Genomic DNA, 19,715 nt, shown 5'->3' on the forward strand with positions numbered 1-19,715 from the left:
TTCAGAGTTTGCGAATCTTCAGCTTGGTGATGCGGTTGTCGGTTTTTTCGATCACTTCGAAGCGGAAGCCATGGAAATTGAACACCTGGTTGGCCTCGGGGATCATCTGCGCCTCGTGGATGACGAGGCCCGCGATGGTGTTGGCCTCTTCATCGGGCAGGGTCCAGTCGGTGGCGCGGTTCAAATCGCGGATGGTCATTGCCCCGTCGACGAGGAACTGGTTGTCTTCGCTGCGGCGGATAGGGTGATCGGCGTCGGGGTCGAATTCATCGGTGATCTCGCCGACGATCTCTTCGAGGATATCCTCAAGCGTGATCAGCCCCTGCAGGGTGCCGTATTCATCGACCACCAAGGCAAAGTGGCTGCGCATGCGCAGGAACTGGCGCATCTGGTCGTCCAGCGTGGTGGTTTCGGGCACGAAATAGGGTTTCATCGCCACGCTTGAGATATCGAAGTTGTCGAGGGCATCGGCGCTGACCTGTTCGCCGCCCATGGCCAGCTTGTGCATGGCGCGCAGCAGGTCCTTGGCGTGGACCACGCCGGTGATGTTGTCGGGGTCGTCGCGGTAGACGGGCAGGCGGGTGTGATTGGATTGCAGGCATTGATCGAGGATCGCGCGGGGCTCGTCCTCGGCGTTGATCATCTCGATTTGGCTGCGATGGAGCATGATTTCCTCGACCGCGCGTTCGCCCAGGTCGAGCGCGCCAAGGATGCGGTCACGGTCTTCTTTTTCGACGACACCCTCGGAGTGACCGAGGTAAAGCGCGCCGGCGATTTCCTCGCGTACGGCGAGGATGTGGCTATCAGGGTCGGTCTTGACGCCGAAAATACGCAACACGCCCCGCACCAGCCAGCGCACGGCGCTGACCACGGGCGAAAAGACGCGGACAACCACGCCGATCACCGGCGCCACGCGCGAGGCGGCGGGTTCGGCATTGGTGATGGCATAGGTTTTCGGCAGAACCTCGGCGAAGATCAGGACCAGAAGGGTCATCACGAGGGTGGCCAGCGCGACGCCGGATTCGCCGAAAAGCCGGGTGAACAGCGCCGTTGCCAGCGATGTGGCAAGGATATTGACGAGGTTGTTGCCCAAAAGCACCGAGCCGATCAGGCGTTCGTTATCCTCGGTGATCTGAAGCGCGCGGTCGGCGCCGGTGTCGCCCTTGTCGGCACGGGCGCGCAGCTTGCCGCGCGAGGCGGCGGTGAGCGCGGTTTCACTGCCCGAGAAGAAGCCGGAAAGCACCAAGAGCGTCAGGATGGCCCCCGAGGTGACCCAGAAGGCGAGATCGAGTGATGGTGATGCGGCGTCCATGAAGTTCGGCGTCCTTTTGTGCAGGGATGTTATGGGGTGCGCGTCCGGCAGGTTCAAGGGATAGGTTGCGGTGCTTGCACGGGATTTGGGGTGGCTGGAGGGCATGACCCCGGTGCTTGGCGGTGCGTCATCCAACCCCGTGGCCTGAAAGGTGGTAGTTCGCAAACCCGGCCATGATCATCAGGTCACCCGTGCTGCGATGCAGATGGCGGGCTTGGCGCATGGGTATGGCAAGGTAATTCCGGGGGGCTATTGACCGTCGGAAGAGGTATCGCCGCGCCCGTTGCGGCGGGCCGCCTTGGACAGCGGGTGATGATCCTGCACCAGATCGCGCAGGCGGTCTTCGAGGACATGGGTGTAAATCTCGGTGGTGCCGACATCGGCATGCCCCAGAAGGGTCTGGATCGCCCGCAGGTCGGCCCCGTTGGCCAGCAAATGCGTGGCGAAGGCATGGCGCAGGGTGTGCGGCGTGACCTTGGCAGGCGACACCCCGCCCGCAACCGCCAAATCCTTGATGAGCAAGTAAAAGCGGTGCCGCGTCAGGTGCCCGGCCTTGCCGCGCGACGGGAAAAGGAAGGGCGAGGCGGGCTTGCCCTTTTGGCGGGCCGCGTCGCGGGTTTTGAGCCAATCTGCCAGGGCCACGCGGGCCGGGGGCGAAAGGGGGACCATACGTTCCTTGCCGCCTTTGCCCTTGATCAGCAGCAGGTTGGGATCGCCGCGCGCCGCCGACACGGGCAGGCCGACCAGTTCCGACACGCGCATGCCCGTGGCGTAAAGCAGTTCCATCAGACAGGTGTTACGCAAGCGGTCGGTTTCGCGCCCGTGACTGCGGGCCGCCGATAGCAGGCGGTCGACTTCGTCTTCGCCCAGGGTTTTGGGCAATCTTTTATCGCGGCCGGGCCCCTTGATGCGAATGGCGGGATTATCTTCGCGCAGGCCTTCATCGAAGGTGAAGCGGTACAATTGCTTGATCGCCGAAAGCCGTCGCGCGCGGGTGGATTTGGCCAACCCCTGAGCGTCGCAATGTACGAGGTAGGATTCGATATCCTGTTGTGCGGCCGAGGCAAGGCCAGTGTCCTTGGAGGCCAGCCAATCGGTAAAATCGCTCAGGTCGCGGGCATAGGCGGCCAACGTGTTGTGCGCCGCGCCCAGTTCGGCGGCATGAGCATCGAGGAAGGCTGACAGCCAATGGCGGTCGGTGCTCATGGCTGGCTGCTCAGTAGCAGGCGTTGCAGGGCGGCGCGCCGCGCGGTGTCTTCCAGCCCAACGGCACGCAGGGTTGAGAGCGCATCGTGCAGGTCATCGGTATCGGCAGGGCCGGTCCGATCCAGCCGTGTCGCGGCGGCAAGGATTGCCTCGCCCAGTTTTCCGGCCTCCAGTAGCGCAACGTCGCGCGGGGCGGCGGCGGTCGTGGCGAAGGCCCGGGCAATCGCGCGTTCTTCGGGCGATTGGGCAAGGGCTTCATCCGGGGTGCCTTGGGCAAGCCCTGCGTGGAAGGCAAGCGGACTGTCGGCTGTGACGTTCTGCGCGGCCGCTTCATAGCCGGGTGAGAGCAGCGCCACCCGAAGCGCCATGTCCCGTGCCGCACCTTCCAGCGCGATCTTGGCCAGGGCCTCTCCAAAGAGTTCGGCGAAGGGCACGGAAAGCCCTTGGGCCTGCATGGCCTGCCATGCCGCGGGGAGGGTTTTCGCCACTTCCTGGGGCTTTTCCCGGGTCAGCGCGTGGTCGAAGGCCTGCAGGGCCTCGACCCTGTCCCAGATGCCGCCCGAGGCGGCGGGCTGTCTGTCGGTGTAAAGGCCAATCAGGCGATTGGCGGGCAGGGCGCCGGTGCGGGCAAGCCGCTCGGCAGCCTCAAGCTCGGCCTTCCAGCCGGAGGTGCCGCGCAAATCGGCGACGGCAAAGGCGCGCGGCAGGTTGCGTGTGGGCATGGGGCGGCCAACGGCCTCGTAGAGGCGGAAGGTCAGTGGGCTCATGTCCTTGGGCGGCGCAAGGTTAAGCGTGCCCTCTATCATCTCGGGATCAAGGAACTGCGCCAGAAGGCCGGCTTGGGTTTGCGGCAGGATGCCAAGCGCCTGAGTGGTCTCGAAGGTCAGGGCGGCGGTTGTCCAATCGCCTGCGCGCGCCATGCAGAAAATGCGCGCGGCATAGTCGCTGCTGAGCGTGGGGGCTTGGGCCAGGGCGTTGCAGGGGGCATCCTCGGCCCCGTTCAGTAACGCCAGATCAAGCCATTGGTCGAACACCGTCTTGCGCTGCGGCCCCGCGCGTTCAAGAAGCGCAAGGGCCGGGGCCACGGCCCCGAAGCGGCGCAGGGCCTCGACCCGTGCCTGCAAAAGCGGCGCCCCCTGGGTGATATCATTGGGTGGCTCGGCCTCGGCCAGCAACAAGGTGTAGTAAAGCGCCTGTGTCGCGGGCAAGGGGCGATCAGGCAGGCGGTTGAAGCGCGTCACGATGCGGCTGGCGCGGCTTTTTTCCCACAGCGAGGGCGGCAGCCCGGTGGTGGATTGCGGCAGCAGGCCCACCGCGTCGGGCACGGTTTCCCCCAGCGGCATGACGGCGACGTCAGGAACGGTTGCCCCGTCGCTGACCGGGGGCGCATCCGGAGGGGCGATCCGCGGTTGCGCCACGGTCACAGGGGTCGGGGTATTGAGCCAGTCGATGGCCGAGAGCGGCTCGTCCTGCGCGAAGGCGGGCAGCGCCATAAGGGTAGCGGCAAAAGCAGGCTTAATCGGTCTCAAGAATGATGTCCTGACGAATCTCTTCCGTGGGCGGCGCGAAATCGACGCCGAAAAACGGCCCCAAATAGGCAAAGATAACCAGAGCGATGAACCCAAGAATTGCAAGGTAAATCAGCCATTTGAGTAGTCGAAACATCTTTGCCTGCCCGTTTTGCTTTTGCCTGTATTGTGTTTATAGCTGGCCTTTGATGCAAGATCACGTCATTCAGGGACGGATTTGAAAAAATTGGCAGGGGAGCGCCGAAGGTGTCAGGCACCGGGCCTTGGAAATTGAAGAAGACCGTTGTTCTGGTGGGTATGATGGGGGCCGGGAAAACTGCTGTGGGGCGGGCCTTGGCGGCGAAACTTCATGTGCCGTTCCTTGATTCGGATGCCGAGATCGAGGCGGCGGCGGCGATGAGGATCGCCGAGATTTTCGAACGCGACGGCGAGGCGTTTTTCCGGGATCGTGAAACGCAGGTGATTGACCGGTTGCTGGAAGAAGAGCGTGGCATCCTGTCCACGGGCGGTGGGGCCTTCATGGCCGAGCGGAACCGGAAGCTGATGTCCGACAAGGGGGTTTCCGTTTGGTTGAGGGCCGATTTAAGCCTGTTGTGGAATCGCGTAAAACATAAGGATACCAGGCCCTTACTACGCACAGATAATCCATATGAAACGCTGCGCGAGATATATGAGGCGCGGGTGCCGATTTATGAACAGGCTAATCTGGCGGTTGAATCGCGCCCCGAGTATTCGATTGACGATATGGCCGAGAAGGTTTTGCAGGCCCTGCGCGCGCGGCCGGATGTTTTGGAGGCAGTGAAATGATGGAAACCGTGCATGTGCCGCTTGAGGGGCGCGCGTATGACATCCACATCGGGCCGGGGCTTCTGGCGCGGTCGGGCGCCTTGATCGCGCCTTTGCTGCCCCGGCCACGGGTGGCCATCGTGGCCGATGAGCATGTCGCCGAAATACATTTAAGAACGCTTCTTAAGGGATTGGAATCGCAAGGTATTTCCGCCGTGCACATGACCCTTCCACAAGGCGAAGGCACCAAGAGCTGGCCGCATTTCGAACGGGTTGTCGAATGGCTTTTGGAGCAGAAGGTGGAACGCAAGGACGTGGTCGTGGCCTTCGGCGGCGGCGTGATCGGCGACCTTGTGGGCTTTGCCGCGGCGGTGCTGCGGCGTGGGGTGCGTTTCGTGCAGGTGCCGACAAGCCTTTTGGCGCAGGTCGATAGCTCGGTCGGGGGGAAGACCGGGATCAATGCGCCGCAGGGTAAAAACCTGATCGGGGCCTTCCATCAACCCAGCATGGTTTTGGCCGATACCGAGGTTCTGGGCACCCTGACCGAACGCGATTACCTGGCCGGATACGGCGAGGTCGTGAAATATGGCCTGTTGGGAGATAGTGAGTTTTTTCAATGGCTTGAAAGTAATGCTTCACGTGCGGCGGGCGGCGATATGGAGGCCCGGATCGCGGCCGTGAAACGCTCGGTCGAGATGAAAGCCGAAATCGTGGTGCGCGACGAAACCGAACAGGGGGACCGGGCGCTTTTGAACCTGGGGCATACCTTCTGTCATGCCCTGGAGGCGGCGACGGGATATTCGGATCGTTTGCTGCATGGGGAAGGCGTGGCCATTGGATGTGCCTTGGCCTTCGAACTGTCATCGCGGATGGGGCTGTGTTCACAGGAAGACCCAAGCCGGGTGCGCGCCCATTTGCGTGACATGAAGATGAAGGTTGATCTATCTGATATTGAAGGAGAATTGCCGGACGCCGAAGGCCTTCTGGACCTGATGGGACAGGACAAGAAAGTGGTCGATGGCAAGCTTCGATTCATCCTTGCCCGCGGTATTGGCGAGGCCTTCGTGACATCGGAGGTGGACCCGGCCATGGTGCGCGATCTGCTGCAAGAGGCGCTGGACGCGCGCGGCTAAGGCATTTTCGTACGAGTCGTACGCTTTGCCTGCGGATTTCGTACGAAAATTGAGGGGCGCGGCGCGGACATCGTACGAGTCGTACGAAAACGCGCTTGTGTTCTGTACAGATTGTACAGTGTCGGGCCGGTTTTTGTACAGAAACCGGGCCCTTGCCGGGCCAATCTGTACAGGTTGGCGGGACCGGGCGGGCCAAAGACGGGCGCCCGACGCGGCAAGATATTGTTAAGAATTTTCTGCGAAGGTCGGGTTCGACGCTGAACAACCGAGGAGATTCGAAATGCCCTGAACCTAGGCCGGTTGACGATCACCGCGTGTCGTTGGTGCGGAGATAACGAGAAAGCGGACGTCCTGCCCCTTACTTTCGTTACGTGCCTGATGCGTTTGGCCGGGCCGGATGTTCAAACTATCGAAGGGGTGCAAGCGATGGATCGCGCCCTCCACCTCGATGGTCAGCCTTCCGGCAAGGACATAGAAAACCTGATTTGCCCGGTCATGAGCGTGCATCACCTCTGACGTCGCTGGTGGCATGCGCTCTTCGATCACGGACAGGTCGTCGCCATCCAAAAGACGCCAGCCGTCGCAGGTGCCGCCCCAGTGGTAGTGGCAGGCGTTATCACGATTTTTAATGCTCATGGTGGTTTGATAGCAGCTGTTTGACGGGGTGTCATGACGCGATCATTCGGCCCAAGCGGAGAGGAGAGCCTCGCAGATCAAGGATTCGCCAAAGCGTTTCGTGAAATGCAGGGCTCCGCTCAATCGTTGCACGGGTTCCGCCTTTCGCCGGTGTTTCAGGTTAAGGGCGGAACGCCTTAAACCCCATTCGCCACAGGCGTTCCGGCGTGCGTTGATGGGACAGGTGAAAGGCGGAACGCGTTAAAGCGTTTCCAGTTATTGCTGCATCCCCAATACCCTGCCAGGCCTGCGGGTTTCTCGGGACATTGGGGATGCACTTTGGTTCAAGGTAAACTGGATACGCTTTAGGTGCCGAATGGCGGCTGTTTCGGCTTGGCACAGGGAATGGAGCGACATGGAATGGCTCCACCGTGAAGGGCGGTCCAGAAACCGGCGGCATGGTTCGGGGAAACGCATCTGCGCCAAGTGCTTCCATGCGCATTGATTTTACCGTATTTTCCTGCCTCATGATGGCATGTTTTACGGGATTGCCTTGCGCCGTTGATCGCCATGGCCGGTGCCCCGGGCATGGATTGATGAACCTTGGGGACCGTCGATGATCAGAGCGGCGTTTTTGCTGGCCTTGCTTGGGCTCTTCTGCGTGTTTGGATACCTTTACTATGTCCAGTATTTCAAATGGCGAAGCTGTTTCAACGCATTGGGCCGCTGTTACGATGCCGAGGCGGGCGTTGTATATCACGCGCAGTCCGGCACGATCTGGGCGTCATTGGCGGGTTTGATGCTGTTGGCCGCGCTGTATCAGGCGTGGCGCTTGCGCCGGGCGAAAGGCTGACGCGGTGCGCCGCCAAGCGTTTCGCGACATGCAGCGCCGCCCTTGATCCCTGCACGCCTTTGGCGGGGGCCTGGGATCAAGGGTAATGCGCTTGCGCCCGGATAAACCGGAGCCCCCCGGAGAGCGCGGCAGGCTGCGTGATCAGGACGCAAGCTTGAGGCGCGGCCCCGACGCGGGGGGCGCGGTGCGGTCAGGTGGCCTTGGGCAGGTTGACGCGTTTCGAAAGGTCTTCGGCGCTTTCCACGCGTTCGGAGTAGCGATCGGTAAGATAGGCCGATTGCCCGCGCGTGAGCAGGGTGAATTTGACCAGTTCCTCCATTACGTCGACCACGCGGTTGTAATAGGGGCCGGGTTTCATGCGGCCGTCGTCGTCGAATTCATCCCATGCCTTGGGCACCGAGGATTGGTTGGGGATGGTGAGCATCCGCATCCAGCGCCCAAGGATGCGCATTTGATTGACCGCGTTGAAGCTTTGGCTGCCGCCGCAGACCTGGGCGATGGCAAGCGTTTTGCCCTGCGTGGGGCGGATGCCGCCGATGGGGGCCAGCGGGATCCAGTCGATTTGGCTTTTCATGACGCCGGTCATGGCGCCGTGGCGTTCGGGGCTGACCCAGACCATGGCCTCGGACCACATCACCAGATCGCGCAGTTCGGCCACCTTGGGGTGGTCGGCCTGGGCATCGTCGGGCAGGGGCAGGCCCGAGGGGTTGAAGGTTTTCGTCTCGGCCCCGAGGCGCCCGAGGATGCGGGCGGCTTCCTCGCTCAGCAATCGTGAGAAAGACCTCTCGCGCAGGCTTCCGTAAAGCAGCAGGATGCGGGGGGCCTGTGTGGGGCGGTCGGAGGGGAAAAGCCGGTCTTCGTCGATCCGGTGGAATTGGCTGTCGTCGATATTGGGCGTGTCAGGCAAGGGGCTGTCCAGTCTCGTCAAGGATCATCTGGCCGTCTTCCTTGTAAAGCGGGCCGTTCGGGGGTGTCTCCAGCAGGTCGAGCACCGTTTCAGAGGGGCGGCAGAGGCGCACGCCCCTGGGGCTGCAGACGATGGGGCGATTGACCAGCACGGGGTGGTCCAGCATGGCCTCAATCAGGGTTTCGTCGGGGGTGGCCGGGTCGAGCAGGCCCAGGTCCTCGGCGGGGGATTTGCTGGTTCGCAAGGCCGCGCGCGGGGTGAGGTTTGCCGCCGCAAAGAGCGCTAGCAGTTGCGGGCGGGTCCAGCCGGTTTCGAGATAGTCGATCACCGTGGGGTCGGCGCCGCTGGCGCGGATGATGGCCAGCACGTTGCGCGAGGTGCCGCAGGCGGGGTTGTGGTGGATGACGATGCTCATCGGGCGTGGCCTGCGAATGTGCCGCGTGTGCGGTTGGCGAAGGCGACGAGAGAGAGCATCACGGGAACCTCGACCAGGACGCCGACCACGGTGGCCAGTGCCGCGCCCGAGTTGAGGCCGAAGAGGCTGATGGCGACGGCAACGGCGAGTTCGAAGAAGTTCGAGGTGCCGATCATGGCGCAGGGGGCGGCGATGCGGTGGGGCACCTTCAGCGCGTAGGCCGCCCCGTAGGCCAGGGCGAAGATGCCGTAGCTTTGCAGCAGGATCGGCACGGCGATCAGGGCGATCACGAGGGGGTTGGACAGGATCACCTCGCCTTGCAGCCCGAAGAGGATCACCACGGTCGCGATCAGGCCGATGATGGACCAGGGCTTCACCTTGGCGGTGAAGCGGTCGATGGCCTGTTGCGAGCCGAGCAAGCGACGGGTCAGCAGGCCCGCCGCCAGCGGCAGCAGGACGTAAAGCACCGTGGCGGTGACCAGCGTTTGCCATGGCACGGTGATGTCGGTGACGCCCAGCAGGAAGGCCACGATGGGGGCGAAGGCGAACACCATGATGACGTCATTCACCGAGACCTGCACCAGCGTATAGGTGGCATCCCCCTTGGTCAGTTGCGACCAGACAAAGACCATGGCGGTGCAGGGGGCCGCGCCCAGAAGGATCAGCCCGGCGGTATATTGCGCCGCATCGGCAGGGTCGATGAAGGGCGCGAAGACGTAATCGAAGAACAGCACCGCCAGCAGCGCCATGGTAAACGGCTTGACCAGCCAGTTGACGACAAGGGTAATGATCAGGCCGCGCGGTTGTTTCGCGACGCCGGGGATGGTTGAAAGATCGACGCCAATCATCATCGGGTAGATCATCGCCCATATTAGCGCGGCGACCACAAGGTTGATCGAGGCGACTTCGGCCCCTGCGATGGTTTCGACGAGGCCGGGGGCGATGCTGCCGATGCCGATCCCGATTACGATCGCCAAGGCGATCCAGAGGGTCAGGTATCTTTCGAAAACGCCAAGGCCGCTGTCCTTGGCCGTGTCGGATATGTCAGTCATGTTGGGGTCTTTCCGGGGTGAGTTGTCTTGCTGTGCGCCTCGGTGAGGCGGCGGGCAGGTCGAAGATCAGGCCGGGGATGATCAGGCCGGGGCCTCGGTGTCTTCGCCGATGTCATCGAGCCGGGCCTTAAGCGAAAGGCTGTCGAGCGTTTCGAGGGGCAGGGCGGTGAAGGCCTCGATCCGGCGGGTCAGGGCGCGGCAGGTGTCGGCGAAAGCGGCGGCGATTTCGGCCTCCGAGCCGGTGACGGCGGCCGGGTCGGGCAGGCCCCAATGGGCGCTGACCGGTTGACCGGGCCAGACCGGGCAGGTTTCGCCCGCCGCACTGTCGCAGACGGTAAAGATGAAATCCATTTGCGGCGCGTCGGGGGCGGCAAATTCATCCCAGCTTTTGGAGCGCAGGCCCGAGGTGTCATGGCCGAGGCTTTCCAGAAGGCGGATGGCATGGGGGTTGGGCTGACCCGTCGGCTGGGAGCCAGCGGAAAACCCCTGAAAGCCCGGTTGGGCCGAAACGATGGCTTCGCCCAGGATCGAACGGGCGGAATTGCCGGTGCAGAGGAAGAGGACGTTTTTCATGCGCGTAGCCTTTCAGCAGGAGCAGGTGAGGGTATCGAGGAGCGGTTCGCAGGCCTCGGGCGCGCCGCCGCAGCAATCTTCCATCAGGAAGGACAGAAGGCCGCGCAGGGCGGGCATATGGGCGCGGTAGAGGATCGAGCGGCCTTGGCGGCTGGAGGTGATGAGGCCCGCGTTGGCCAGGATCGACAGGTTGGCCGACATGGTGTTTTGCCGCTGGCCCAGTTGCGCCGCGATTTGCCCGGCGGGCAGGCCTTCGGGCCCGGCCTTGATCAGCAGGCGGAAGGCATCGAGGCGCGCGGGTTGCGACAGGGCCGCGAAAGCGGTGAGGGCGTTTGATTTATCCATATATCATGGATTATGGATATAATACGGAAAGCGCAAGTGAAGGTTTTGTGACAGGGCGTGCCGAAGCGTGGCGCGGAAACAAGGCGCGTAGCGCCGCCGCGCCATCGGCGGGCCGCCCGCACGGCCCGGCGATTGGGTTGGCCTTGATGCTGCGTGGAAAGGTTGCGCGCCAGTGGTATGGATAAAGCGCATCACATCGAAACGTGGATCGCCGCGCCGCGGCCCGCCGATGGCGCGGCTTACGCCTAGTTCCCTTCCAGTTTCACCAGCGCGTGGCGTTTCTTGCCCGCCGAAAGCTTGATCGGCGAGGCCAGCGCGTTGGCGTCCAGCATCATGCCCGCATCGGTAAGCGGGGCGTCGTCGATCTTGGCGCCGTTCTCGGCGATCAGGCGTTTGGCCTCTTTGCCGGAATTGGCCAGCCCCGATTTGACAATCAGTTGCACGATGGAAATGCCATCGCCCAATTCATCGGGGGCAAGTTCCAGGGTGGGCAGGTCATCGCCCGCGCCGCCCTTTTCGAACACCTCGCGCGCGGTGGCCTCGGCGGCCTTGGCGGCGTCGGCCCCGTGCAGCAGGGTTGTCACCTCGTTGGCGAGGATGATCTTGGCCTCGTTGATCTCGGAGCCTGCCAGCGCACCGAGGCGGTTGCATTCCTCGACCGGCAGTTCGGTGTAGTATTTCAGGAAACGCCCGACATCGGCATCGGTGGTGTTGCGCCAGAACTGCCAGAATTCATAGGACGACAGCATATCCCCGTTGAGCCAGATCGCGCCGCCCGCGGATTTGCCCATCTTGCGGCCGTCCGAGGTGGTCAGAAGCGGCGAGGTGAGGCCATAGACCTCGTGCCCGATGACGCGGCGGGTAAGGTCGACACCGTTGACGATATTGCCCCATTGATCCGAGCCGCCCATTTGCAAGGTGCAGCTGTAGCGGCGGTTGAGTTCAAGGAAGTCATAGGCCTGCAGGATCATGTAGTTGAATTCCAGGAACGACAGCGATTGTTCGCGGTCGAGGCGGGATTTCACAGACTCAAAGGATAGCATCCGATTGACCGAGAAATAGCGCCCGATGTCGCGCAGAAACTCGATATACCTGAGGTCATCGAGCCATTCGGCATTGTTGAGCATCAAGGCGCCGCCTTGCCCCTGGTAGGACAGGTAGCGCGCGAAGACCTGCTGCATGCCGTCGATGTTTTCCGAGATCTGCGCATCGTCCAGAAGCGGGCGTTCGTCCGAGCGGAACGAGGGGTCGCCGACCCGGGTGGTGCCGCCGCCCATCAGGGTGATCGGACGGTGGCCGGTTTTCTGCAACCAGCGCAGCATCATGATATTCAGCAGGTGACCGACGTGCAGCGATTTGGCGGTCGCGTCATAGCCGATATAGGCCGTCACCGTGCCCGACATCAGGCTGTCGTCAAGCGCTTGCAGATCGGTGCAGTCGGCCAGGAAGCCGCGTTCGATCATCACGCGCAGGAATTCGGACTTGGGGTGGTAGGTCATATGGCTTGTCCCGCTGTTGATTGCGCGGCATGTATAGGCAGGGATCGGGCGAAGGAAAAGGCCATGTTGAAGGGTGAACGGATTCGGGCGCTTGGGGCGATGTCGGGGACGTCTTTGGATGGCGTCGATGCGGCGGTGGTCGAGACCGATGGCGCGCGGATCTTCGGCTTTGGCGAGAGCCGTTACCGGCCCTACACCGAGGATGAGCGCGGCGTGCTGCGCGGCGCCTTGGGGCGCTGGCCCGGCGAGGATTGCGCCGCGGCGCTTGAGGTGGTGCAGCGCGCGCACCTTGAGGCCTTGGCCGGGTTCGGGGATGTGGCGCTTGTCGGGTTTCACGGCCAGACGCTGGCGCATGAGCCGCGCGGGCGCGGAACGCATCAATTGGGCGATGGCGATTCGCTGGCGCAGGGCCTTGGCCTGCCCGTGGTCTGGGATTTCCGCAGTGCCGACGTGGCCCTTGGCGGAGAGGGGGCGCCGCTGGCCCCGTTCTATCATTTCGCCTGTGCGCAATGGATGGGGGCCGAGGCGCCGGTGGCATTCTTGAACCTTGGGGGGGTGGGCAATGTCACATGGGCCGATCCGCGCCGCGCGGCCCCCGAGGAGGCCGGCGCGCTTCTGGCCTTTGATACCGGCCCTGCCAATGCCCCGATCAACGATGTGATGCAGGACCGGCGGGGGCTGGCCTTTGACGAGGGCGGCGCGCTGGCCTTGGCCGGGCAGGTGGAGCAGGGCGTGGTGGAGCAATTCCTGACCCATGGGTATTTCCACCGGATGCCGCCCAAATCGCTGGACCGGGATGATTTCAAGGGCTTGCCCGACATGGTCAGGGGGCTGGAGGATGCCGATGCCGCCGCCACCCTGGTCGAGGTCTGCGCCGCCAGCGTGGCGCGTGGGCTGGAGCATTGCCCCGAGCCGCCCGCGCAACTTCTGGTCACCGGCGGCGGGCGCAAGAACCCGGCCATCATGGCCCGGCTTGCCGCGCTTTTGCCCTGTGATGTCGCCCCCGTCGAGGAGGTGGGCCTTGACGGCGATATGCTGGAAGCGCAGGCTTTTGCCTTTCTGGCGGTGCGCGTGGCGCGGGGCCTGCCCACCTCCTGCCCGGGAACGACCGGGGTGGCGGGGGCAGTGGCCGGCGGCACCCTGAGCCGCCCCGAGAAAGCCGCATGAACAAAGAGGAATGCCATGCAGTATGAAATCGATACAGGTGCGGGCGGCGGGTGCCGCCTTGGGCTGATCGTGTTGAGCACCGACGAGACCTTGGAATACGAGGCCCGGCAGGTTCTGGCCGGGCGCGCGGTGAACCTTTTGCACGCGCGCATCCCGGCGCGGGCGGATGTGACGCCGGATGATCTGGTGACCATGGCCGATGAAATGACCAGCACGGCGGCGTGCCTGCCCGAGGGCCTGCGGGCGGTGGGCTATGGCTGTACTTCGGGGGCGACGGTGATCGGCCCGGCCCGGGTTCAGGAACTGGTGCAAAAGGCGCAGGGCGATGTGCCGGTGACCAACCCGATGTCGTCGGTGATCGCGGGGCTTGAAGCGCTTGGCGCGCGGCGCATCGCGCTGGTCACGCCCTATGTGCCCGAGGTCACCGCGCCGATGATCGCCTATCTGGCCCGGCAGGGAATCGAGGTGGTCAGCGAAGCGAGCTTCGGGCAAAGCGATGACTGGACGGTGGCGCGGATAAGCGAGGCCTCGACCCGCGCGGCGATGCTTGAGGCGGGCCGCGCGCCGGGGGTGGAGGCGGTGTTCGCCAGTTGCACCAACCTGCGGACCTTTGGCGTGATCGGCGCGGTCGAGGCCGAGTTGGGCCTGCCGGTGGTCAGCTCCAACCAGGCGCTTTTGTGGCACCTTCTGTCGATGGGCGGAATCGATGCACAGGGCTGGGGCCCGGGGCGGCTTTTTGCACGGAACAATGAAAGGATACTGGCGTGAGCAATTGGAAACCGGCCACGGTCGCCGCGCAAGCGGCCGGCGCGGCCCAGCACGAAACAGGCGGCGTGGTGCCGGGCATCTCGATGGCCTCCACCTACGGGCGCGACAAGGATTATGCGCTTTGGCGTCCCGACAACATGTATGGCCGGGATGAAAATGACACCGTGCGACAGGCCGAGGCGGTGATCCGCGCGCTGGAAGGGGCGGCGGCGACCCGGCTTTTCCCCTCGGGCATGGCGGCGATCGCGGCGCTGTTTCGCACGGTGCCGAGCGGCGGCCGGATCGTCATGCAATCGGGCATCTACTGGGGCACGGTGAAATGGGCGCGCGACTTCTGCGCGCGGCGCGGCATCGCCTTGCAAGAGGTGGATGCCTCTGATCCGGCGCTGCTGGCACGGGCCTTGGAGGCCAAGGCCGACCTGGTCTGGATCGAGGTGCCTTCGAACCCCTGGCTGAAGCTGGTGGATATCGCGCAGGCGGCAGAGATGGCCCACCGGGCAGGCGCGCCTTTGGCGGTGGATGCCACGGCGGCGACGCCGGTTCTGATGCATCCCATGGAAATGGGGGCCGACCTTGTGATGCATTCGGCCACCAAGGCGCTCAATGGCCATTCCGATGTCGTGGGGGGCGCTTTGTCGGTGGCTGACGAAAACCTGCCCGCATGGCAGGCCGTTTGCACCGACCGGCACGATGCCGGCGCCATCCTCGGGCCGTTCGACGCATGGCTTTTGATGCGGGGCATGCGCACCCTGCCGCTAAGGGTCGAGCGCAGCAGCGAAAACGCCCTGCGCCTTGCACAGGCGCTTGAACATCATGCCGGGCTCGAGGCGGTCTGGTATCCGGGCCTTGCCGCCCATCCGCAACACGACCTGGCCCAACGCCAGATGCGGGGCGGCTTTGGCTGCCTCGTGTCGATCTTGGTCAAAGGCGGGTTCGAGGGTGCGGCGCGACTGGCCTCGCGCCTGCAGGTCTTTCACCGCGCCACGTCACTGGGCGGCGTCGAAAGCCTGGTCGAGCACCGCCAAGTGATCGAACCCGACACCGGCATCCCCGAAAACCTGCTGCGCCTGTCGGTGGGGATCGAGGACGCGGGCGACCTGATCGCGGATATCGAACAAGCCCTCGAATAGGCTTTCTTCTTTTCACAAGTATCCCGGGGAGTTTGAGGGGCAGAGCCCCTCATCCCCACTAACCTGTGCGGCGCAGCCGCGCCTTTCGGTCAGGCCTGGCGGGCCAGTTTGTCGCGTTCGCGGATCATCGCCTTGGCGGCGATATGCATGCCTGCGTCGCGCAGGGATTGGATGCGGGTTTCAATTTCTTCGATGGTCATGGTCATTCTCCTTTTTCTTGTTTGGCGGCGGTCCAAAGCACGGCACGGCGCATGGGCGCCGTGGAGGAAAGGGATCGTCGCTGGTTATCGGGCGGACCGGCGGTGTCGCTCGTGGTCCGGGCGCGGATCGTGCCGCTTTCCCGTGAACGGGGCAGGCCCTTGGCCGCCCGCGGTGGTCAGAGATGTAACAGGTCTTGGCGCGGTTTCAACCGGGGTGACGGATCACCGCACCAGTTCGCGCATGCCTGCATCCAGCCCTTCAAGGGTCATCGGCACCATGCGGCCCTCGAAAATCTCGTGGATCATCTTGATCGACTGGGTGTAGGGCCAGTGCCCCTGTGGCACCGGGTTGATCCACAGGTGATCGGGCCATTGCTGCCGGGCACGGTCCAGCCATGTCTGGCCCGCTTCGGCGTTCCAGTGTTCATTCGCGCCGCCGGGATAGGCGATCTCGTAGGGCGACATCGAGGCGTCGCCGACGAAGATGCATTTATAATCCGGCCCGTAGGTGTGCATCACGTCCCATGTCGGCGTCACCTCGTTCCAGCGGCGGGCGTTGTCGCGCCAGACGCCTTCGTAGAGGCAGTTGTGGAAGTAGTAGTATTCGAGGTGTTTGAACTCGGCCCGGGCGGCGGAAAACAGTTCCTCGACCACCTTGATATGGTCGTCCATCGAGCCGCCCACGTCGAGAAACAGCAGTACTTTCACGGCATTGCGCCGTTCCGGGCGGGTTTGCACGTCAAGGTAGCCATGTTCGGCGGTGGCGCGGATGGTGCCATCGAGGTCAAGCTCTTCATCGGCGCCGTCGCGCACCCATTGGCGCAGGCGTTTGAGCGCGACCTTGATGTTGCGGGTGCCAATCTCGACGCTGTCGTCGAGGTTGCGGAACTCGCGCTTGTCCCAGACTTTCACCGCGCGGCGGTGGCGGGATTTGTCCTGTCCGATGCGCACGCCTTCGGGGTTATACCCGTAAGCGCCGAAAGGCGAGGTGCCGGCGGTGCCGATCCATTTGTTGCCCCCCTGGTGGCGGCCTTCCTGTTCCTTCAACCGTTCCTTGAGGGTTTCCATCAGTTTGTCGAAGCCGCCAAGCGCCTCGATCTCGGCCTGTTCCTCGGGCGACAGGTGCTTTTCGGCCATCTTGCGCAGCCAGTCTTCGGGGATGTCCACGGCGTTCAGGACATCCTGCGCCGTGATTTCCTCAAGCCCTTGGAAGCAATGCGAAAAGGCGCGATCGAAGCGGTCGATCATCCGCTCGTCCTTCACCATCGCTGACCGTGCGAGGTAGTAGAATCCTTCGACGTCATAGGTGACCAGATCGGCGGTCAGCGCCTCAAGAAAAGTCAGGTATTCCCGCAGGCTTACGGGCACGCCGGTTTTTCGCAGGGTATCGAAGAAGGGCAGGAACATCGCGGATCAGGCAGCGCCGCGATAGATGAAGATGGTGATGAACAGTGACGCGAGCGTGAAGACGAGGCAATAGACAAAGGCGTATTGCAGGATATCCGCCGTGTTGCCCTTGCGGCGTTTGGCGATCATCGCGCCGGTGAGGGCACCAAGGATGGCGCCAATAATCATGATCATGCTGTGCCAGCCCTGTTAGAGGTTCGCTCCTTTAAGCGGGCTGAGCGCCGAGATGTCGCGCAGTTTGGCGCGCACGGCCCAGTCCGCGCCGAATCCGTATCGTGCCCAGCCCAGACTGTCCAGTCGAACGGCCTGCGCCTCGGCGACGCGGCCGGTGAGTTCCAGCGCCTCGGCGCGCAGCATCATCAGGGTTGCCAGCAGGGCGGCGTTTTCATGGCGTTCGGCGGTGGCAAGGTGCGGGGTCAGCAGCATCAGGGCATCTTCGCCGCGGCCCTTGGCGATGGCATAGGCGGCCAGTTGCGAGGCGGTATAGGCGCGGTGCAGGCTGGTGCCCGGTGTCCGTTGGTAGAACTGTTCGGCGATGACGAATTGATCCTGGGCGAAATCGGGGTCGGAGGCCTGTGTCAGGCGGCCAAGCGCGAAATGCGAAAAGGCGCGGCGGTGATCGGTCCAGCCCACGGCCTCGGCGATGCGCAGGGCCTCGCGCGCGGCGCTGCGGCGTTGCGCCGAGCGCGCGCCCGGGCCAAGCGCCGTCTGGATGTTGCGCACCCATGCGCGCGGCGTGCTGGAGGCATGGCGCGGGGCGATTTGATCGCCCGTCGGGTTCAATCGGCTGAGGATGGCCGGCAAGCGGCGGGCCACCTGCGCGCGGGTCATGCCCGAGTGCAGATCGGGCGAATAATAGGCGCGCAGGATCAGCATATCAAAGCCGGTGAGCACGGTATGCACGTTGTCGTCGTTGAAGACGGAATCGGGCAGGCGGTAGAGGTCATTGAGCGGCCCGATGGCCTGTGCCAGTTCCTCGTGCAGGCAATCGCGCACCTCTTGCGGGGAGCTGTCGCTGGGAATGAACACGGCCAGTTTCTCGCGCGTTTTCAGCAGCGACCAGTTGGTGATCCGGCTGTGGCGGGCTTTGCGGTATTGCGACAGGCGCGAGATGTTGGGCACCACGAAACAGGCCGCTTGCGGCAGGTGGCGGCGGATTTCGCTACGCGGCACCGCCTCGATGGTGATGTTGGCGGTGTCCGAGCGGACGCGCGCCACGTCGATCCCGGCCTCGGTGCGCAGGCGGTGCACGAGGCGGTTGAGATCGGGAACGAGGGTTGGCGGCGGGCTGCCGGTCACGCGGATCGAGATCGGTTCCTCGAACCGCGAGAAATGCTGCAGGGGCCTGCCGGATTCCAACTGGAAGCTGAGTTCGAGAAAATCGCGTTGGATATCGCGATTCGAACGCTGCGGGGGCACCGGGCGCGGGGCGGAAAACCGCTTCATCGCGGGCATGGTGCTTTCGTGATGCGTGGCCGCCCGCGAGGGCATGTCGCCCGGCGTACCGGACATGCAGCCGCCCAGCATCAAACAGATAGGTAAAATGACGCGACGCATCTGCCCCCCGAAGCCTCTAGTTCCCAACACATGCGCCCACCCGGACGGGTCGGGCGCATCTGTCCTGCGTCGGCGAGATGCGGTCAGCGGTGCGTTGTTCCTGTGCGCCTGTTGTCCGGTCTGTTTGCTGCCCGTGCAGGTTCGGAGGTATTTATGCCCCTCATCCTGTCCACCGTAAGGAGCGAAAAAGGCAAAAATGTGACCGATTCGGCGGGAGGCCGAACCGGTTGCAGGAGATGGAGAATTATTGCCTTTTATCAATGGCCTGGTTTCTTTTTGGGATTAACGTTGACGTCGCGCCATGAAGGCGAGGCGCTCAAAAAGATGAACGTCGGCCTCGTTCTTGAGAAGGGCCCCGTGCAGTTTCGGCAGGGCATCGGCGCCATCCCGCTTGAGATCGGCCGGGTCGAGGTCTTCGGCCAGAAGCAGTTTCAGCCAGTCCAGCACCTCGGAGGTGGAGGGCTTTTTCTTCAGCCCCGCCTGTTCGCGGATTTCATAAAACTGCGTGAGCGCGGTTGTCAGAAGCTGATCCTTGATGCCGGGGTGATGCACCTCGACGATCTGTTTCATGGTCTCCATGTCCGGGAAGCGGATGTAATGGAAGAAACAGCGGCGCAGGAAGGCGTCGGGCAGTTCCTTTTCGTTGTTCGAGGTGATGATCACGATGGGGCGGTTTTGCGCGCGGATGGTTTCGCCGGTCTCGTAGACGTGGAATTCCATCCGGTCGAGTTCTTGCAGCAGGTCGTTGGGAAACTCGATATCGGCCTTGTCGACCTCGTCAATCAACAGCACGACTTTCCTGTCCGCCTCGAAGGCCTGCCAGAGCTTGCCCTTGCGGATATAGTTTGTCACGTCGTGGACGCGTTCATCGCCCAGCTGGCTATCGCGCAGGCGCGACACGGCATCGTATTCGTAAAGGCCCTGTTGCGCCTTGGTTGTGGACTTGATGTTCCATTCGATCATCTCAAGGCCGAGGCCCTGGGCCACTTGCCGGGCCAGTTCGGTCTTGCCGGTGCCGGGTTCGCCCTTGACCAGAAGGGGGCGTTCCAGGGTGACGGCGGCATTGACCGCGATGGTGAGGTCATCGGTGGCGACATAGGCCTCGGTGCCTTGAAATTTCATGTGTTTCCTTACCTTTGCGCTAGCGTGCATAACGTTTCAGCGCGGACAGTAAGGCCAAGCACGAAACACATCAATCCGCAGTGATTGCCTAGTGACATTGCCGCGTGGCGGGTGTAATGCGACCCCATGGAGGCGCCAA

Annotated in this window: 21 protein-coding genes; 6 read left to right on the top strand and 15 right to left on the bottom strand. The window is 63.4% G+C overall.

Translation table 11 applies throughout. The features are described from left to right. Position 1: 1 nt before the first annotated feature. The 4 genes from RBB32_RS00770 to RBB32_RS00785 form a co-directional block, all read right to left on the bottom strand. Entirely contained in the window at positions 2 to 1,312 is a 1,311-nt protein-coding gene (locus RBB32_RS00770) for an HlyC/CorC family transporter (protein ID WP_306150766.1), read from the bottom strand. A 249-nt stretch (positions 1,313 to 1,561) separates the two neighbouring features. Then, the gene (locus RBB32_RS00775) at positions 1,562 to 2,518 is read right to left on the bottom strand and encodes a site-specific tyrosine recombinase XerD (protein ID WP_306150767.1); all 957 of its coding nucleotides are present in this window, start codon (positions 2,516 to 2,518) and stop codon (positions 1,562 to 1,564) included. Continuing rightward, positions 2,515 to 4,047: a hypothetical protein gene (locus tag RBB32_RS00780; protein ID WP_306150768.1), complete on the bottom strand. Its 1,533-nt coding sequence runs from the start codon at positions 4,045 to 4,047 to the stop codon at positions 2,515 to 2,517. Before RBB32_RS00780 ends, RBB32_RS00775 begins: the two co-directional genes overlap by 4 nt. Further along, a complete protein-coding gene (locus RBB32_RS00785; RefSeq protein ID WP_306150769.1) occupies positions 4,034 to 4,183 on the bottom strand; it encodes a hypothetical protein in 150 nt (49 codons plus the stop codon). The genes RBB32_RS00780 and RBB32_RS00785 overlap by 14 nt, the downstream gene beginning before the upstream one ends. Before the next feature lie 110 nt (positions 4,184 to 4,293). Here RBB32_RS00785 and RBB32_RS00790 point away from each other — a divergent pair, with 110 nt between their 5' ends. Then, entirely contained in the window at positions 4,294 to 4,854 is a 561-nt protein-coding gene (locus tag RBB32_RS00790; RefSeq protein ID WP_306150770.1) for a shikimate kinase, read from the top strand. Beyond that, positions 4,851 to 5,966 carry a 3-dehydroquinate synthase gene (gene aroB, locus RBB32_RS00795; RefSeq protein WP_306150771.1) on the top strand — a complete coding sequence of 372 codons (1,116 nt, stop codon included), beginning with the start codon at positions 4,851 to 4,853 and terminating at the stop codon, positions 5,964 to 5,966. Before RBB32_RS00790 ends, aroB begins: the two co-directional genes overlap by 4 nt. Before the next feature lie 291 nt (positions 5,967 to 6,257). Here aroB and RBB32_RS00800 read toward each other — a convergent pair whose 3' ends face one another. Further along, positions 6,258 to 6,602 (bottom strand): cupin domain-containing protein, encoded by a 345-nt coding sequence (locus RBB32_RS00800; RefSeq protein WP_306150772.1) that lies wholly within the window; start codon positions 6,600 to 6,602, stop codon positions 6,258 to 6,260. Positions 6,603 to 7,197: 595 nt separating this feature from the next. On the opposite strand from RBB32_RS00800, the gene RBB32_RS00805 reads away from it, so the two are divergent. Next, positions 7,198 to 7,434 (top strand): hypothetical protein, encoded by a 237-nt coding sequence (locus tag RBB32_RS00805; protein ID WP_306150773.1) that lies wholly within the window; start codon positions 7,198 to 7,200, stop codon positions 7,432 to 7,434. Between the two features lie 190 nt (positions 7,435 to 7,624). Here RBB32_RS00805 and arsH read toward each other — a convergent pair whose 3' ends face one another. From arsH to tyrS, 6 genes are all read right to left on the bottom strand, one after another. After that, complete coding sequence (arsH, locus tag RBB32_RS00810; RefSeq protein ID WP_306151140.1) at positions 7,625 to 8,341, bottom strand: arsenical resistance protein ArsH; 717 nt, start codon at positions 8,339 to 8,341, stop codon at positions 7,625 to 7,627. Next, complete coding sequence (arsC, locus tag RBB32_RS00815; RefSeq protein WP_306150774.1) at positions 8,334 to 8,756, bottom strand: arsenate reductase (glutaredoxin); 423 nt, start codon at positions 8,754 to 8,756, stop codon at positions 8,334 to 8,336. The genes arsH and arsC overlap by 8 nt, the downstream gene beginning before the upstream one ends. Further along, the gene (arsB, locus tag RBB32_RS00820; RefSeq protein ID WP_306150775.1) at positions 8,753 to 9,808 is read right to left on the bottom strand and encodes an ACR3 family arsenite efflux transporter; all 1,056 of its coding nucleotides are present in this window, start codon (positions 9,806 to 9,808) and stop codon (positions 8,753 to 8,755) included. Before arsB ends, arsC begins: the two co-directional genes overlap by 4 nt. 81 nt (positions 9,809 to 9,889) lie before the next feature. Then, the gene (locus tag RBB32_RS00825) at positions 9,890 to 10,381 is read right to left on the bottom strand and encodes an arsenate reductase ArsC (protein ID WP_306150776.1); all 492 of its coding nucleotides are present in this window, start codon (positions 10,379 to 10,381) and stop codon (positions 9,890 to 9,892) included. A gap of 12 nt (positions 10,382 to 10,393) precedes the next feature. Continuing rightward, positions 10,394 to 10,726, bottom strand: a complete 333-nt coding sequence (locus RBB32_RS00830) for a helix-turn-helix transcriptional regulator (RefSeq protein ID WP_306150777.1) — start codon at positions 10,724 to 10,726, stop codon at positions 10,394 to 10,396. Between the two features lie 245 nt (positions 10,727 to 10,971). After that, the gene (gene tyrS / locus RBB32_RS00835; RefSeq protein WP_306150778.1) at positions 10,972 to 12,225 is read right to left on the bottom strand and encodes a tyrosine--tRNA ligase; all 1,254 of its coding nucleotides are present in this window, start codon (positions 12,223 to 12,225) and stop codon (positions 10,972 to 10,974) included. A 63-nt stretch (positions 12,226 to 12,288) separates the two neighbouring features. On the opposite strand from tyrS, the gene RBB32_RS00840 reads away from it, so the two are divergent. From RBB32_RS00840 to RBB32_RS00850, 3 genes are read left to right on the top strand one after another with little or no spacing between them, the layout of a single operon-like run. After that, on the top strand, positions 12,289 to 13,392 hold the full coding sequence (locus RBB32_RS00840) for an anhydro-N-acetylmuramic acid kinase (protein WP_306150779.1): 1,104 nt from the start codon (positions 12,289 to 12,291) through the stop codon (positions 13,390 to 13,392). A 15-nt stretch (positions 13,393 to 13,407) separates the two neighbouring features. Further along, positions 13,408 to 14,160: an aspartate/glutamate racemase family protein gene (locus tag RBB32_RS00845; protein WP_306150780.1), complete on the top strand. Its 753-nt coding sequence runs from the start codon at positions 13,408 to 13,410 to the stop codon at positions 14,158 to 14,160. Continuing rightward, positions 14,157 to 15,290, top strand: a complete 1,134-nt coding sequence (locus RBB32_RS00850) for a PLP-dependent aspartate aminotransferase family protein (protein ID WP_306150781.1) — start codon at positions 14,157 to 14,159, stop codon at positions 15,288 to 15,290. The genes RBB32_RS00845 and RBB32_RS00850 overlap by 4 nt, the downstream gene beginning before the upstream one ends. A gap of 422 nt (positions 15,291 to 15,712) precedes the next feature. Here RBB32_RS00850 and RBB32_RS00855 read toward each other — a convergent pair whose 3' ends face one another. The 4 genes from RBB32_RS00855 to RBB32_RS00870 all read right to left on the bottom strand — a co-directional run bounded on the left by RBB32_RS00855 (position 15,713) and on the right by RBB32_RS00870 (position 19,576). Next, positions 15,713 to 16,897, bottom strand: a complete 1,185-nt coding sequence (locus RBB32_RS00855; protein ID WP_306150782.1) for a VWA domain-containing protein — start codon at positions 16,895 to 16,897, stop codon at positions 15,713 to 15,715. 6 nt (positions 16,898 to 16,903) lie between these two features. Further along, on the bottom strand, positions 16,904 to 17,071 hold the full coding sequence (locus RBB32_RS00860) for a hypothetical protein (protein WP_306150783.1): 168 nt from the start codon (positions 17,069 to 17,071) through the stop codon (positions 16,904 to 16,906). A gap of 15 nt (positions 17,072 to 17,086) precedes the next feature. Continuing rightward, positions 17,087 to 18,454, bottom strand: a complete 1,368-nt coding sequence (locus RBB32_RS00865) for a DUF2927 domain-containing protein (RefSeq protein WP_306150784.1) — start codon at positions 18,452 to 18,454, stop codon at positions 17,087 to 17,089. Positions 18,455 to 18,736: 282 nt separating this feature from the next. Next, complete coding sequence (locus RBB32_RS00870) at positions 18,737 to 19,576, bottom strand: MoxR family ATPase (RefSeq protein WP_306150785.1); 840 nt, start codon at positions 19,574 to 19,576, stop codon at positions 18,737 to 18,739. Positions 19,577 to 19,715: the final 139 nt, after the last annotated feature.

Origin of the sequence: Roseovarius sp. MMSF_3281, from assembly GCF_030733685.1 — a bacterium.
GTDB lineage: Bacteria > Pseudomonadota > Alphaproteobacteria > Rhodobacterales > Rhodobacteraceae > Roseovarius.